The sequence below is a fragment of the Bdellovibrio bacteriovorus HD100 genome (assembly GCF_000196175.1).
GTDB lineage: Bacteria > Bdellovibrionota > Bdellovibrionia > Bdellovibrionales > Bdellovibrionaceae > Bdellovibrio > Bdellovibrio bacteriovorus.
In genome coordinates, this window is sequence record NC_005363.1 from 3,768,886 (window position 1) to 3,782,950 (window position 14,065).

Annotated in this window: 17 protein-coding genes; 1 reads left to right on the forward strand and 16 read right to left on the reverse strand. The window is 47.5% G+C overall.

Going from position 1 to position 14,065, the window contains the following annotated elements; genetic code table 11:
* Window positions 1–10 precede the first annotated feature (10 nt).
* The 8 genes from atpG to BD_RS17880 form a co-directional block, all read right to left on the reverse strand.
* Window positions 11–898 (reverse strand): ATP synthase F1 subunit gamma, encoded by an 888-nt coding sequence (atpG, locus tag BD_RS17845; protein ID WP_011166196.1) that lies wholly within the window; start codon window positions 896–898, stop codon window positions 11–13.
* Window positions 899–910: 12 nt separating this feature from the next.
* Window positions 911–2,434 carry a F0F1 ATP synthase subunit alpha gene (gene atpA, locus BD_RS17850; protein ID WP_011166197.1) on the reverse strand — a complete coding sequence of 508 codons (1,524 nt, stop codon included), beginning with the start codon at window positions 2,432–2,434 and terminating at the stop codon, window positions 911–913.
* Window positions 2,435–2,436: 2 nt separating this feature from the next.
* A complete protein-coding gene (gene atpH, locus BD_RS17855) occupies window positions 2,437–2,985 on the reverse strand; it encodes an ATP synthase F1 subunit delta (RefSeq protein WP_011166198.1) in 549 nt (182 codons plus the stop codon).
* A 4-nt stretch (window positions 2,986–2,989) separates the two neighbouring features.
* Entirely contained in the window at window positions 2,990–3,544 is a 555-nt protein-coding gene (locus BD_RS17860; protein WP_226987863.1) for an ATP synthase F0 subunit B, read from the reverse strand.
* A gap of 13 nt (window positions 3,545–3,557) precedes the next feature.
* Window positions 3,558–3,992, reverse strand: a complete 435-nt coding sequence (locus BD_RS17865; protein ID WP_011166200.1) for an ATP synthase F0 subunit B — start codon at window positions 3,990–3,992, stop codon at window positions 3,558–3,560.
* A 94-nt stretch (window positions 3,993–4,086) separates the two neighbouring features.
* Complete coding sequence (locus BD_RS17870) at window positions 4,087–4,401, reverse strand: bactofilin family protein (protein ID WP_015092837.1); 315 nt, start codon at window positions 4,399–4,401, stop codon at window positions 4,087–4,089.
* A gap of 41 nt (window positions 4,402–4,442) precedes the next feature.
* Entirely contained in the window at window positions 4,443–5,456 is a 1,014-nt protein-coding gene (locus BD_RS17875) for a ParB/RepB/Spo0J family partition protein (protein WP_011166202.1), read from the reverse strand.
* 14 nt (window positions 5,457–5,470) lie between these two features.
* Entirely contained in the window at window positions 5,471–6,283 is an 813-nt protein-coding gene (locus tag BD_RS17880) for a ParA family protein (RefSeq protein ID WP_038450418.1), read from the reverse strand.
* A gap of 127 nt (window positions 6,284–6,410) precedes the next feature.
* On the opposite strand from BD_RS17880, the gene BD_RS17885 reads away from it, so the two are divergent.
* The gene (locus BD_RS17885; RefSeq protein WP_226987864.1) at window positions 6,411–6,902 is read left to right on the forward strand and encodes a hypothetical protein; all 492 of its coding nucleotides are present in this window, start codon (window positions 6,411–6,413) and stop codon (window positions 6,900–6,902) included.
* A gap of 31 nt (window positions 6,903–6,933) precedes the next feature.
* Here BD_RS17885 and rsmG read toward each other — a convergent pair whose 3' ends face one another.
* Genes rsmG through rpmH form a run of 8 tightly spaced genes read right to left on the reverse strand, consistent with a single transcriptional unit; the run spans window position 6,934 to window position 13,882 of the window.
* The gene (gene rsmG, locus BD_RS17890; protein ID WP_011166205.1) at window positions 6,934–7,599 is read right to left on the reverse strand and encodes a 16S rRNA (guanine(527)-N(7))-methyltransferase RsmG; all 666 of its coding nucleotides are present in this window, start codon (window positions 7,597–7,599) and stop codon (window positions 6,934–6,936) included.
* Complete coding sequence (gene mnmG / locus BD_RS17895) at window positions 7,550–9,478, reverse strand: tRNA uridine-5-carboxymethylaminomethyl(34) synthesis enzyme MnmG (RefSeq protein WP_011166206.1); 1,929 nt, start codon at window positions 9,476–9,478, stop codon at window positions 7,550–7,552. The genes rsmG and mnmG overlap by 50 nt, the downstream gene beginning before the upstream one ends.
* Window positions 9,479–9,480: 2 nt before the next feature.
* Window positions 9,481–10,911, reverse strand: a complete 1,431-nt coding sequence (gene mnmE, locus BD_RS17900) for a tRNA uridine-5-carboxymethylaminomethyl(34) synthesis GTPase MnmE (RefSeq protein WP_231839227.1) — start codon at window positions 10,909–10,911, stop codon at window positions 9,481–9,483.
* Between the two features lie 19 nt (window positions 10,912–10,930).
* Entirely contained in the window at window positions 10,931–11,491 is a 561-nt protein-coding gene (locus BD_RS17905) for a Jag family protein (RefSeq protein ID WP_011166208.1), read from the reverse strand.
* A gap of 51 nt (window positions 11,492–11,542) precedes the next feature.
* On the reverse strand, window positions 11,543–13,162 hold the full coding sequence (gene yidC / locus BD_RS17910) for a membrane protein insertase YidC (RefSeq protein ID WP_011166209.1): 1,620 nt from the start codon (window positions 13,160–13,162) through the stop codon (window positions 11,543–11,545).
* Entirely contained in the window at window positions 13,146–13,442 is a 297-nt protein-coding gene (yidD, locus tag BD_RS18515) for a membrane protein insertion efficiency factor YidD (protein WP_080559017.1), read from the reverse strand. Before yidD ends, yidC begins: the two co-directional genes overlap by 17 nt.
* Window positions 13,384–13,743 (reverse strand): ribonuclease P protein component, encoded by a 360-nt coding sequence (gene rnpA, locus BD_RS18010; protein ID WP_011166210.1) that lies wholly within the window; start codon window positions 13,741–13,743, stop codon window positions 13,384–13,386. Before rnpA ends, yidD begins: the two co-directional genes overlap by 59 nt.
* Window positions 13,733–13,882 carry a 50S ribosomal protein L34 gene (rpmH, locus tag BD_RS18120; protein WP_011166211.1) on the reverse strand — a complete coding sequence of 50 codons (150 nt, stop codon included), beginning with the start codon at window positions 13,880–13,882 and terminating at the stop codon, window positions 13,733–13,735. Before rpmH ends, rnpA begins: the two co-directional genes overlap by 11 nt.
* Window positions 13,883–14,065: the final 183 nt, after the last annotated feature.

Consider the following 14,065-nt stretch of genomic DNA (forward strand, 5'->3'; position numbering starts at 1 on the left):
ATTCAGCTCCCTATCCTTTAAGCGCTTCAGCGCCAGATACGATTTCAATCAATTCTGTAGTAATTTTTTCTTGTCTCAATTTGTTGTATGTCAGAGTGAGCTTGTTGATCATCTCTTTGGCGTTGTTTGTCGCGTTTTCCATCGCGCTCATACGAGCACCATGTTCACCCGCAACAGACTCGGACATACATCTGTAAACTTGAAGTTCGAAGTGTTTCTCAAGCAATTCTTTGATGATTTGCTCAGGAGCCGGTTCGAAGATCATGTCGACAGCAAAGTTGGATGCTGTGTCAGCTTCTTTTTTGAAAGTCGTCATTCCAAGATCAATTGGAAGAAGAGTTTCAGCAGTCACCACCTGAGAGATTGCAGACTTGAACTCATTGTGAACGATACGAACTTCGTCGTATGAACCTTCGAGGTAGTCATTCATCACACGGTTAGCAACTTTGGAAGCCAGCTCATAGGAGATGTCTTTATCAAGCTTGGTGATGTAATCCACCGCTTTGATACCACGTCTTGCGAAGTAGTCATGACCACGACGACCCACGAACAGGAAGTCGATTTTCTCCAGGGAGGCCTTGTTACTGTTGTAATAAGCTTCAGCGAATTTGTTGATATTGCTGTTGAAAGCGCCGCAAAGACCGCGATCAGAAGTGATAACAACAAGCAAAACATTCTTTACTTGTTCTTTCTTCTCCATCAACGGATGCGACACTTTGTTGGTCACAGCGATATCCGCAATCACCTGACGCAAAGCCAGAGCATAAGGACGCATATTAACGATGTTATTCTGCGCCTTTCTCAACTTTGCAGCAGACACGAGCTTCATCGCTTTCGTGATCTGCTGGGTGTTTTTAGTGGACTCAATCTGAGCCCGGATATCCTTCAAGCTTGCCATTTAAGCACCAAATTACTTGTTAGAAGGTTGGAAGATTGCTTTGAACTCTTCAAGAGCCGCCAACAATGCTTTTTTAGTATCGTCAGCAATCGCTTTCTTCTCAGAGATCGTTTTGATGATGTCAGAGTGCTTGTTTTTCAAGAACTCAATCATCTCTTTTTCGTATCTCTTAACGTCTGTCTCTGGGTATTGGTCAACGAACGCGTTACCAGCAGCGAAGATCATGATGATTTGCTCTTCAACTTTTACCGGAGAGTATTGAGGCTGTTTCAACACTTCGATCAGACGACGACCACGAGCAAGCTGTTGCTGAGACGCTTTATCCAGGTCGGATGCAAACGCAGCAAATGCTTCCATGGAACGGAACTGAGCAAGCTCAAGTTTCAGGGAACCTGCAACTTGTTTCATCGCCTTAATCTGAGCCGCACCACCCACGCGAGAAACGGATTTACCTACAGAGATCGCTGGACGCACACCTTTGTAGAATAGATCGGATTCAAGGAAGATCTGACCATCAGTGATGGAGATCACGTTGGTAGGGATGTAAGCAGAGATATCGCCCGCTTGAGTCTCGATGATTGGCAATGCAGTCAAAGAACCGCCGCCTTTATCAGCAGACAATTTGGAAGCACGTTCCAACAAACGGCTGTGGCAATAGAATACGTCACCTGGGTAAGCTTCACGGCCCGGAGGACGACGAAGAAGCAAAGACAACTGACGGTAAGCTTGAGCTTGTTTCGTCAAGTCATCGTAAACGATAAGAGCATGTCTGCCAGTATCGCGGAAGTATTCAGCCATAGCTGTACCGGAGTAAGCAGCCAGGTATTGAAGTGGAGCTGGGTCAGAAGCGTTGGCCGCGATTACAGTCGTGTACTCAAGAGCACCCGCTGCACGCAGTTTTTCAACTACCAAGGCAACTGTGGATTGTTTTTGACCGATAGCTACGTAGAAGCACTGAACATTCAGACCTTTTTGGTTGATGATAGTGTCAACTGCGATAGTTGTTTTACCAGTTTGACGGTCACCGATGATCAACTCACGCTGACCACGGCCGATTGGTACAAGGGCGTCGATCGCCTTGATACCAGTTTGAAGAGGCTCTTCAACCGGGTGACGGTAAACGATACCAGGAGCTTTGGTTTCAACGATACGGGAGTGAGGCGTGTTGATAGCGCCACGACCGTCGATCGGGTTACCAAGGGCGTCTACAACGCGACCAAGAAGAGCTTCACCTACAGGTACGGAAACGATTTTTTTCGTTCTTTTAACTACGTCGCCTTCTTTAATGTGACGGTCTTCACCGAACAATACGGCACCAACGTAACCTTCTTCAAGGTTCAGAACCATTCCGAATACTTCACCTGGGAACTCTACCAGCTCACCAGCCATTGCGTTTTCAAGACCATAGATACGAGCAACCCCGTCCCCTACGGAAAGAACGCTACCTGTTTCACTTACTTCAATCTTTTTGTTGTATTGATTGATTTGCTCTTTGAGAACGCGACTGATCTCGTCAGCACGGATTTGTGTTTCCATTGTTAGTTGGCTCTCCTGTTTAGTTCTTCATTTAATTTTTTAAGATGAGTGTCGATGCTGTCATCGAATGTCCAGCCGCCTACAGTGGCAACGATGCCACCAAGCAGTTTAGGATCCTGTTCGTACGTCAGAACGATTTTCTTATTCAAAACTTTAGTGATTTTTTGCTCGATGTCTTTTTGAGCATCTGCCGCGAGAGGCTGGGCAGAACGAACCACTCCGCGAGTCACGCCCTCTTCCAAATCAAGAAGATCGCGGTATGCGAAGGAAATTTGCTCAAGAACACCGAAACGGTTTTTTTCAGCCAGCAGAACAAGTGTGTTCACCACTTCTTCAGACACACCTTTGCCGGACAAAGATGCTTTTACAGCTGCGATCTTCTGATCAGAACCGATCATTGGATTTTCGAAATAGTTTTTTACAGAGACATCGCCCGCGAAGGATTTCACCAATGCCTGCAGTTCTGCGTGCACTTGAGTGTGGATGCCTTTTTGTTTTGCGACAGCCAGAAGGGCTTTTGCGTATCTTTTGGAAATCTCGCTGACTCTCATCGGCTTACACTCCAACGTTGTTGATGAAATCTTTTTGCAATTTTTGTTGATCGGAAGAACCAAGATCCTTCGTCAAAACGATGCGAGCGGCTTCAACAGAATCCTGCAGAAGCTGGGTGCGAAGCTCTTTTTGAGCGCGCTGAACTTCAAGACGTGCTGTCAGTTCGGCATCATTTTTAATACGCTTGGTAACGTCATTGGCCTCTTCAAGGATTTGTTTCTTAAGATCTTCTGCGTGAGTCTGTGCTTTGCGCAGGTTCTCTTCTCGAGTCTGATCCAGATTGGCCAGTTTGTTTTTGATATCAACGAATTCTTTTTCAGCTTGCTCGCGCGCGAACGCGGATTTCTGAGCTGCTTCCAGATAAGCCGCTTTACGACCTGCAAAGAAGGATACGATTGCATCTTTAGTGAAATAGATGATCGCCGCAAACAGGATCGTCAGGTTGATCGCCTGGAACATGATTGTGGAAGTTGGGATGTGTCCGTCGCCGTGACCGCCGCCTGCTGCGAATACTGCTGCCGGAGCCAGAAGTACCAATAGATTCAAAATCAATTTCATATGCACTACTCTCTTATTTACCAAGAAGCTTGCTGGTGATTGCCATTGCTACAGAGTTTGTCTGGGACTTCAACTCGCCCGCCGCAGTCGCAACCGCTCTGGTGATTTGTGTTCTGTTGTCCTGAACAAGTTTGTCAGCCTCTGTGCGTGCTTTGGATACTGCAGATTCGTAATCTTTGGTCGCCTGAGATTTGGCCGCATCGATGATGGACTTCATCTGACTGTTCAGATCACGGGTTTTAACCTCGTACTCTGTCTGCAACTCTACGGATTTATTTTGATATTCAAGAGCAAGATCTTCACCGCCCTTGGTTCTTCTTTCTCTTTCTTCCAATGCATGAGCATAAGGACCGAAAACGACTTTGCTTAAAAAGATCAAAGCGATTGCGAAGAACACAAACTGAATGCCGGCCGTGGTATTGATACCTAGTTGTGCAAAAATGTCCATTTTGTTGAAATCCCTACTGATTTTTTGACCTTCGGAATTAGCATTGGCGGCCTGAACAGGTCAAGGCGTATTTCTAGATGATAATGTTCGCTGCCTAAGACTTAGGCATGTAGGACGCACCCTCGAAAACGACCCCTTCGTCGATACGCAGACTTGGGGATGTTACGGTGCCTTTGAAGATGGCCGGAGGGTGCATTATAACCCTGCGACGGGCAAAGAGATTTCCCTCAACCCGGCCGGAAATAACGATAGTATCGGCTTCGATCTGGGCCGTGACAGAGGCCCCTTCGTTGATAACGATGGTGTCCTTAGTAAAGATTTCCCCCTTAAAGTCGCCACCAATCTGAACCGTCCCCTCGAAGCTGAGCTTTCCTTCGAAATGGGTCCCCTGGTCAAGGATTGCCGTCACATGACCAGTCAAAAGATCTTCTTGGAGTGCGGGGGAAAGGTTTACTGCCATCCTTCTTTAAGCCTATCTACCATATTGGTCAGTTCATCATCGGAATAGAAGTGAATGGTGATTTTACCTTTTGAATTGGCGTAATCAATGTTCACTTTCGTACCCAGCATTTTCTGAAGCTCATCGCTCAAACCAGAAATCAAACGCTGGGTTACATTAGAATCAAAAGTTGGCGCCTCTTCAACTTCCTCGTGACCTTTCACGACGGCTTGCACCATTTTTTCAAGCTTACGAACCGCGATTTTTTCGTTCACCACTTTTTTCGCAAATTCGATCTGTTTCTTCGGATCCTGCAAAGACAGAAGAACTTTTGCGTGACCCACGGAAAGTTCATTTCCAGAGATCATCTCTTTCACAGAGTCAGGCAAAGACAACAAACGAACGGCGTTGGCCACCGTCGCACGATCACGGCCGACTTTTTCAGCCACCTGCTGCTGGGACAATTTGAACTCAGAAATCAGACGGGAATAACCTTCAGCTTCCTCGATCGGATTCAGATCTTCACGCTGAATGTTCTCAACAATCGCCAGTTCCAGCGCTTGTTTGTCGTCGTAATTCTTAAGGATAACTGGAACTTCATGCAATCCCGCCAGTTGGGATGCACGCCAGCGGCGTTCACCGGCCACGATTTCCAGTTTCCCGGAAGCCGTACGACGAGCCACGATGGGCTGAAGAATACCGTTCTCTTTAATAGACTGAGCAAGTTCCTGAAGCGGCTCTTTCTCAAATGTTCTACGAGGCTGGTATTGACCAGGTGAAAGCTTGTCAATTCCCACTTTCCAGATTTTGCTCTCAGGATCTACGGGAGGGGCGACGGGTGTCGCTACTTGAGGAGCAGCCGCTGGAGCGGGAGTTGAAGCTACAGTATTATTAATAGATGGGGCAGCAGCAGCAGCCTTGGGAGCCGCCGGAGTTTGCTCCGGAGCCGGGCCACCGAGCAGGGAGCCCAGGCCGCGGCCCAGACCTTTTTTCTTGTTTGAGGATTCTACAGCAATATCAGACATTTAAATTCCCCTTCTTATGCCATTTGTTCTGTCTGTGGAGCCATTTCCGGCGTCACTTTCACTTCAGAGCGTGCTATCACTTCGCGTGCAAGCTCCAGGTATCTGACGGCGCCGATGGATTTGCTGTCGTACTCGAAGATGGATTGTCCATGGCTTGGTGCCTCACTGAGGCGTACATTTCTTGGTATGATGGCGTTGAATACTTTTTCGCCAAAGTGGTTCTTAATCTCGGTCACAACTTGGTGACTCAGATTATTCCGGATATCAAACATCGTCAGAACGATGCCTTCGATATGCAGTTGAGGATTCAAGTTCTTTTTGATTAGTCCCGCGGTATTCAACAGCTGACTAAGCCCTTCAAGTGCATAGTACTCACACTGAAGAGGAACCAGGAAACTGTCCGCCGCATTCAAGGAGTTCAAAGTCAAAAGACCCAATGATGGAGGGCAATCGATGATCACGAAGTCATACTGGTCAGCGACTGTCGCAATGGCTTGTTTCAGGCGGTATTCACGCTGCGGCATATCAACCAATTCAATCTCCGCGCCCACCAGATCAGGATTAGCCGTGGATACTTGAAGGTTTGGGTTGGATGTCTTTTGAGTAGCCTCGGTCAGAGTTTTTTCGCCGATAAGCACATGGTAGCTATTCGCATCCTGGCTTTCGTATCTTTTGATACCCAAACCACTGGAGGCATTACCTTGAGGGTCCATGTCGATCAAAAGAACTCTTTTTCCAAGAGACGCCAAGGCGGAAGAGAGGTTCACAGACGTCGTTGTCTTACCAACACCACCCTTTTGATTCGCTATGCAGATTGTTTTTGCCATTTTTCCTCCTTGAGGTAAAAAAGTCCTCCTTTTTGCGTGAACATTCAAGAATAAAGACTAGTTTTTCGCGCCACACCTTATGTTTTTCGCTGTTTTTGCCGATGTTCCACGTGGAACAAGTGTTTTTATGAGATTAATCACCCTGTGCATCCTCAGTTTATGCCTCTTAGCCTGTAATAAGCCCGATCCAAACCCGGAGCTGAAGGATCCTATATTCACCGACTATCAGTCACAACTTGGCGCCACGGCCGCCGCCCTTGAGTCGGAAAAAAAAGGACTCGAGGGTTTCGAGAAAGAACTGGCCGAAGTTGTTCCGCAAACAGGTCAAATCAAGTACGCCCAAAAGCGTGTGCGAGAATCAAAAGAAAAGATCATCCGCCTGGAGCAGGAAAAGCAGTACCTCGAACTTAAAATCGAGGCCCGTCGGAAAGAATCCAAGCGCTCATACAACAAAGCTTTTAAAAAGGGTGAGCCTTGGCCCGACCCACAGGAGTGGGCGTCCTATCAGACCCAGCAGCGCTTCAGAAACGCAAAGAAAAGCTGGGATGTGAAAGAAAGAATGAAAGAAGTCGGCCTTGGGGAAGAAAAAACCCCCGAACCAGCGGCCGGGGGTCATTAATTCGATTATTGTTGATGTTCCACGTGGAACATCACGCGATTTTGTCTGTTTTCACCACAGAAAACTTAATAGCCCCGATAGGAAGCTTGTATTCTCCCACAAGTGACGGCGCCCATACGGAACAAAGCTGAGTTGGGATGTCTCCCACCTCAATCCCCCACTCTTCACTTTTCAGGTGATAAAAAACCCCACCTTTAGGGACTACTTTACGGGTCATCATAATAGACTTGGAAATATTCGCCAGCCCTCGGGCCATCACATACTTCATAGACCCATCCGGGAAAGACTCGATGGTTCTGTTCTCAACGGTGACATTCGAAAGTTTTAGAACACCCGCGACGTGGTTCAAGAATTCACACTTCTTCTGATCAAACTCAACCAGCACCACTTGCACTTTCGGATACAGCAGGGCAAAGATCATCCCTGGGAAGCCGTTGCCAGACCCCAGGTCATAGATTTTATCCAGGCTTGGATTGGATTTCATGATGGCCTGAGAGGCCATGATAGAATCAGCAAAATGCAAAGCATCGGCCACAAAAACTGTTTTGGCCGAAATAAGATTCAGTGTGCGATTAAACTTTAAAAGCTCTTCGTGATAGGTCTTAAGTCGAGTTCTAAGATCTGGACTTAGATCAGGGAACCACTCATCAATGCGCCAGTATACTATCGGTGCTGCCTGCTCCTGATTGTCCTTCAAGCCCCATCTCCTTGATCTTTTTATGACCTTTTAGATGGATCATTATAGCCTGAATAGCGGATGGATTGACACCACTTATGCGTTGAGCTTGACCTAAGGTACGGGGCTTGACGCGCAGCAGCTTATCCTTCTCTTCATTGGAAAGACCGCGGATTTCAGCATACGCCAAGTCGTCTGGAAGGAGCATTTCTTCCAGTCTTTTTGACTGAACAATGAGGTCCATCTGACGTTTCACGTAACCTGAGTACTTCACTTCAATTTCCACCGGCTCAACCACATTTGGATCCGGATCCAGCTCAAAATTCAGCAGTTCCAGGTGTGAACTCGTAAGTTCAGGACGACGCAGCAACTCCTCGAAAGTTAAAGACTTCGACATAGCTGGAGTCGGAATTGTCGCCAGAATCGCTTGAATGTCTTTGGTCGGATAAAGCACGGTGTTCTTCAATCGATCGTGCAAAACCTGACGACGCTCCCGCAGATTCGTCAAAAGCTCGAAAGACTCTGCAGAAACAAGACCCAGTTTGCGACCCAGGTCACTCAACCTGTCAATAGTATTATCTTCTCGCAAAACCAAACGGTGTTCTGCGCGCGAGGTGAACATGCGATACGGTTCGCGCGTGCCCTTCGTCACAAGATCGTCGATCATCACACCCATATAGGCTTGATCGCGGCCCAAAATGAACTCCTCACGACCCAAAATACTGTGAGCCGCATTGATTCCGGCAATCAGACCTTGAGCGGCTGCTTCTTCATAACCGGAAGTTCCGTTGATCTGTCCGGCCAGGAACAACTGACGAATGGTTCTGGTTTCCAGGCGATGCCAGATCTGAGTCGGCTCAATATAGTCGTACTCAACGGCATAGCCGTAGCGTGCAACTTTCACATTCTCAAGACCCGGGATGGTTTTTAAGAAACGATCCTGAACGTCTTCCGGAAGGCTGGTGGAAATACCCTGCAGATAAATCAAATCCGTGGAAAGACCTTCCGGTTCCAGGAATGTCTGGTGGCTGGTTCTTTCCGCAAAGCGGGTGATCTTGTCTTCAATCGACGGGCAATAACGAGGGCCCACACCTTCAATAATCCCGCAGTACATAGGGGATTTATCCAGATTCCCACGGATGATGTCGTGAGTTTCTTCGGTGGTGCGGGTCAGGTAACAAAGCACCTGGGGAAGTTTCAACTTATCCGAGGATCTGAAACTGAAAGGATAAACCTTTTCATCCCCGGCTTGCGGGATGGTTTTAGACCAGTCGATAGAGTCTTTCAGCAAACGCGCCGGAGTTCCGGTTTTTAGGCGTTTCACCTCAAAACCGAATTGCGCCAACTGATCAGACAAACCGATGGAAGGCTGATCCCCCACCCGGCCGCCGGCCTCCTGGCGAAGACCGATATGCATAACCCCGTTCATGAATGTGCCGGTGGTGATGATGGTCGCTTTTCCGAAAATCTCGGAGCCGTCTTGCAACACCACACCCACACACAGATCCTTTTCCAGGATCAGGCGTTTTACTTCGCCTTGAAGAACCTCAAGGTTTGGCTGGTTGTATAAAGCCTCTTTCTGGAATTGAGAATACAAGTGCTTGTCGTTCTGAACACGGGTGCCGCGAACCGCGGGACCTTTAGAGGCGTTCAAGCGTTTGTACTGGATGCAGGTTTCATCAGCTGCAACACCCATCTGACCGCCCAACACATCGATCTCTCGAACCATGTGTCCCTTGGCAAGTCCCCCGATGGACGGGTTGCAACTCATGTAACCGATACGATCCGTGTTGGTAGTCACCATCAAGGTGTTCAGACCCAAACGTGCGGAAGACAGACACGCCTCAATACCCGCGTGGCCGGCACCGACAACAATCACATCATACTTTTTGTTAGCCATAATTATTTCCCGATACAAAACTCTTTAAAGACGCGGTCCATGATCTGATCATCAAACCGTTTCCCCAAAGTTTCGTGAATCGCAATGAGAGCTTCTTTAAACTCAAGAGCCAAAAACTCAGCCCCCAACCCTTGCGCCACGACTGATTGTGAACGTTGGGTGTTTTCAAGGGCGCGGGTCAGATTCTCGAAATGACGGGCGTTGGAAATCAGCACTGTGTTTTCCACCTGCAAATCGGCGAACTCTTTCACCAGGTCCTTAAGCACCTCGGAACGCACCTTTTTATCAAGAGCGCTGACAAAGAACACCCTTCTTGTGAAGAAAGCCGCGGGGTCGGCGAGTTTTTGGAAAAATTTACTGTTTTTCAGTGTTTTTTCGACAGTTTCCAGGGGTTTAGACCCCCCTATTTTGTCGGTTTTATTGGCCAGAATATAGGTTTTTGCCGGATCCAAAGACTCCAAAATCTGCAGCTCTTCAGCCCCCAGGCCCTTTTCGATGTCGTAAACAAAGAACACCACATCGGATTCATTCTGGGCTTCATAACTTTTCTGGATACCAATTCTCTCCACCAAATCCGTGGCTTCATCACGAAGACCGGCGGTGTCGACGAAAGTGAACTTCACGCCTTCAAAAGTCGTATCCCCGTGAATCACATCACGGGTGGTCCCCGGGATGTCGGTCACGATGGCCCGTTCATCTTCCAGGAACAAGTTCAACAAACTTGATTTACCCACATTCGGAAGGCCCGTCAGAACAATGCGGAAACCATCTTTCAGCAGACGGCCCACTTTGAAAGTGGCCACCAGCTCTTTCAGACCCGCTTCGATTTTTTTCAGACGGACCTGAATGACGTTTTCTTCGATGACTTCAATGCCCTCAGTGGAAAAATCAATGCTGGCTTCGGCGTGCGCCAAAATCCAGGTCATATCATCTTCAATCTCTTCAAGCTTGTGGGAAAGGGTCCCTTTAAGCTGGCGCAAAGCCAGTTTCGCGGCCTGCTGACTTTGGGACTCAATCAAAGAAAGAACGGATTCCGCCTGAACCAGATCCAGCTTCCCGTTCATGAACGCACGGAAAGTGAATTCCCCACGATCGGCCGGACGAGCCCCCAGATTGACTAATTGATTTAGAATAGTTTGGCAGATCAGCGGACTTCCGTGGCAGGAGATTTCAATAACCTCTTCACCCGTAAAAGAGCGGCCTTCTTTAAAGTAGGTTGCCAGAACCTCATCAATCTCATCACCCGTCTGGGAATTTTTCAGATTCCCAAAATAGACTTTATGAGACTCAGGATGTGCCGGCAAAAACTGGCAGATTTTGGAGACGATATTCAAAGTCTGGGGCCCACTGACTCTGATAACAGAGATACCGCCCACTCCATGAGGAGTGGAGATCGCACAGATTGTATCTTTATCACGATCTCCGCGGATCATAGGCCCCACTTAAAGCTCACTAGTCGTGAGCAGCTTCTTCCGCACCAGCAGCATTGTTAGAGCCGCCTTTAGCCGGATAGATTTTGATTTTTTTGTACAGACCATCACCCAAAGAACGGCTTTTTACGCGCGGATCTTTTGCCAGGTACTGGTGAACAACTTTGCGATCTTTCGGCGGCAGAGCTCTGTAATAAACAGATTTCCCCTGCTCGATGCAGATTGCTTTCAGGTTTTCCGCACGCTCGATCAGAGCATTTGCGGATTCATCACGGTATCCACCGCAGTCCACTGTGATATTTGTTTTATCTTCAGGGAAGTTGTGCTGGATCACGCGTTTTAAGAACAACTGGAATGCATCCAGCATTTGTCCTTTTTTGTCTTTCAGAATCTCTTCATCAGCGCCAGAGAACTGAACTGCCAATGTTACGGAGCCGTCTTCTTCTTTTTCAGTCACGATCTCGAAAGACAGTTCAAACTGAGCTTTCTCGATGATCCCTTCCAAAGTTTTTTCAACAAGGGCTTCCACTTCATTGTTAGCACCTTTGCTTTTCCCCCCGAAAAGCTTACTAAAAAAACCCATTATGCCTCCTATTTATAAATATAAAATAAATCTAAAATCATCACCCAAAGACTAAGCGGTGACCGCTTTGGTCTTTGGCTCTCTCATGATCAGCCATTGCTGGATGATACCAAACAGCGTACTGACAACCATATAAAGAGTCAGACCGGCCGGAAGTTGCAACATGAAGAGCGAGAACACCACTGGCAGGAACGCCATGATCTTCGCCTGAGTTGGATCCATCGTGCTTGGAGTGATCTTCTGCTGAATGTACATGAAGACCGCCATGGAAACCGGCAACACATAGAACTTGTCATGAGAGCTCAGGTCCGTGATCCACAGGATGAACGGAGAATTGTAAAGCTCGATGGAAGAACCAATCACGCGGTACAAAGCGAAGAACACCGGGATCTGAAGCAGCATCGGCAGACAGCCGCCCAGGGGATTGGCGCCGTTTTGTTTCATCACGGCCATCATTTCCTGGTTCAAACGCATTGGATCTTCTTTGTACTTCTCACGCAGACCCTGGATGATCGGCTGAACCTTTTGCATCGCCTTCATGGATTTGAAGGACATGATATTGAACGGCAATACGCACAAACGAACCAGCAAAGTCAGAATGATGATCGCAAAACCCCAGTTGCCAACAACAGAGTGAGCCGCTTTCATCACATAAAGAAGTGGACGGGCGATAAAGCCGAAGAAACCAAAATCAATCAGGCTTGCCATTTCTGGATCCACCGCTTTCAAAGCATCGATGGATTTAGGACCGGCATAGAACACCTCGGAGAAAGTCATTTCAGGCTTCACAGAGGCTGGCTTGTAAACCAGTTCAGCCATCGCGGTTTTAGCGTTGATCTGAGCATTCAGTTTCACTTCCGGCATAATCTCGGACTTGTCCAAAATAGCCGCTGCAAAGTACTGGGAACTTACTGACACAAGAGACGTCGCAGGGAAGTCCTTCACCACATCTTCGGTAGCGCCGCTGAAATTCACAGTGTCGTGTTTGCCACCGTTGTGAGTGACAAAGAAATCCTGATGTTCATAGGAAGGGAACAGGAAGGACGTGGAAGCGTGCGTGTGGATGGATTCCGGAATCAACAAAGAGAAGCCTTTTTTAAAGTCTTCTGTCGGGTTGGTTACGGAAATCGTGTTAGTGAAAGAGGACGTCTCAGAGTTGAACTTCAATTCACGTTTAATGACCGTTTCGCCAACTTGAGCGGTCCCCACGTAATGTCCAGGAGCCTGTTCCGCCACATCAAATGTCAGAGGTTTAGAGTCCCCTGCCCAGCGCATTTCAAACAGACCATCCGTATTGGAAACACCCAGCTTGATGTTGTTCTTTTCTTTATCCTGGTAGTTGTTGATGGTGTAACCCTTCAAACCCATACCGAAGCTGGTCATAACAAAGGAAACTTTGTCGTTTTCGAAATGGAATTCTTTCGCCGTTGTTGGCGTTTCCATGATTTCAGATTTTGTATCGACGGTGTTTGCTGTGGCAGCAGGAGTTTCAGAAGTGGTCGCAGCGGTCGCTGGTTTGCTGGATTGCTCGGTCTGAGTTTTTGGCTTGTTATAGTCAGGATATTTTTTACCGAGGTAAGTGTTCCACCCGTAGTAAACAATAGCTACGGCAGCCACGGCGATAAGTGTTTTGGGATCAAAGAATGACGGGTTGTTATTCTTTTGTTGCATTGATTACTCCCTTTGCAAGAGGAACCGGATCATAACCATAAGGTCCTCCCGGTCGGCACTTGCAAACCCTTTTGGTGATTAACCAAATGGCTTTGTGTGTATGATGAGTCTTAATGGCTTCGAGTGCATAGGCAGAACAACTTGGTTCGAATCGACAGGATCCACCTAAGTGAGTCGTCCCGATGGTTCGGTAAGCCCCAATGAAAACCCATAAGATGTACTTAAAGGTGTTTTCGTAGAGTTTCCAAACCACGGTCCATAGCTTTGACAAATTCCTCATGACTGAGACCTTTGTAAAAGTTTGCTTCCATAGGTTTAAAGATAAGATTGATGTCGGCTTCAAGGGTTTGTCCCGCCACAAGGAAGCTGCGGAAGTATTCTCTGGTCCAACGCTTGAGTTTATTGCGTACGACGGCCGATCCAGTCTTGCGACTAGCGGTCACGCCAAAACGCAACTGACCTACCTGGTTTTTCTGATAATTCAGAAGCAACCACTTTGTAGGCCAGTGTCTTTTACCCGATTGTTTTAGAGAGAGAAATTCAGAGCTTCTCTTAATTACTTGTGCGGAATTATTTTCCACCAGTAGAAACCGTCAGACGCTTTCTACCTTTAGCGCGACGACGATTTAGAACTTCTTGACCGGCTTTAGTAGCCATACGAGCGCGGAAACCGTGTGTGGTTTTACGACGTTTATTGGATGGTTGGTATGTACGTTTCATAACTATCTCCCCAGGGTTTTTTTACGACGCTAAATGACGTCAAAGACACCTATATATGTATTCCACAAAGTTGGTTCCAACTAGATACGTGGGGCATTAATAAAGCACATTGCGACATGAAGGTCAACTGTTGAAAACTTCAGCTCCCCTTGTTAAGAGGTCCCAGCGCTTGAGGGGAATCAC

What these genes read in the sequence shown, in the direction of transcription:
- atpG (WP_011166196.1), bottom strand. Translation starts at nt 898, where the DNA reads ATGGCAAGCTTGAAGGATATCCGGGCTCAGATTGAGTCCACTAAAAAC.
- atpA (WP_011166197.1), bottom strand. Translation starts at nt 2,434, where the DNA reads ATGGAAACACAAATCCGTGCTGACGAGATCAGTCGCGTTCTCAAAGAG.
- atpH (WP_011166198.1), bottom strand. Translation starts at nt 2,985, where the DNA reads ATGAGAGTCAGCGAGATTTCCAAAAGATACGCAAAAGCCCTTCTGGCT.
- BD_RS17860 (WP_226987863.1), bottom strand. Translation starts at nt 3,544, where the DNA reads ATGAAATTGATTTTGAATCTATTGGTACTTCTGGCTCCGGCAGCAGTA.
- BD_RS17865 (WP_011166200.1), bottom strand. Translation starts at nt 3,992, where the DNA reads ATGGACATTTTTGCACAACTAGGTATCAATACCACGGCCGGCATTCAG.
- BD_RS17875 (WP_011166202.1), bottom strand. Translation starts at nt 5,456, where the DNA reads ATGTCTGATATTGCTGTAGAATCCTCAAACAAGAAAAAAGGTCTGGGC.
- BD_RS17880 (WP_038450418.1), bottom strand. Translation starts at nt 6,283, where the DNA reads ATGGCAAAAACAATCTGCATAGCGAATCAAAAGGGTGGTGTTGGTAAG.
- BD_RS17885 (WP_226987864.1), top strand. Translation starts at nt 6,411, where the DNA reads ATGAGATTAATCACCCTGTGCATCCTCAGTTTATGCCTCTTAGCCTGT.
- mnmG (WP_011166206.1), bottom strand. Translation starts at nt 9,478, where the DNA reads ATGGCTAACAAAAAGTATGATGTGATTGTTGTCGGTGCCGGCCACGCG.
- mnmE (WP_231839227.1), bottom strand. Translation starts at nt 10,911, where the DNA reads ATGATCCGCGGAGATCGTGATAAAGATACAATCTGTGCGATCTCCACT.
- BD_RS17905 (WP_011166208.1), bottom strand. Translation starts at nt 11,491, where the DNA reads ATGGGTTTTTTTAGTAAGCTTTTCGGGGGGAAAAGCAAAGGTGCTAAC.
- yidC (WP_011166209.1), bottom strand. Translation starts at nt 13,162, where the DNA reads ATGCAACAAAAGAATAACAACCCGTCATTCTTTGATCCCAAAACACTT.
- yidD (WP_080559017.1), bottom strand. Translation starts at nt 13,442, where the DNA reads ATGAGGAATTTGTCAAAGCTATGGACCGTGGTTTGGAAACTCTACGAA.
- rpmH (WP_011166211.1), bottom strand. Translation starts at nt 13,882, where the DNA reads ATGAAACGTACATACCAACCATCCAATAAACGTCGTAAAACCACACAC.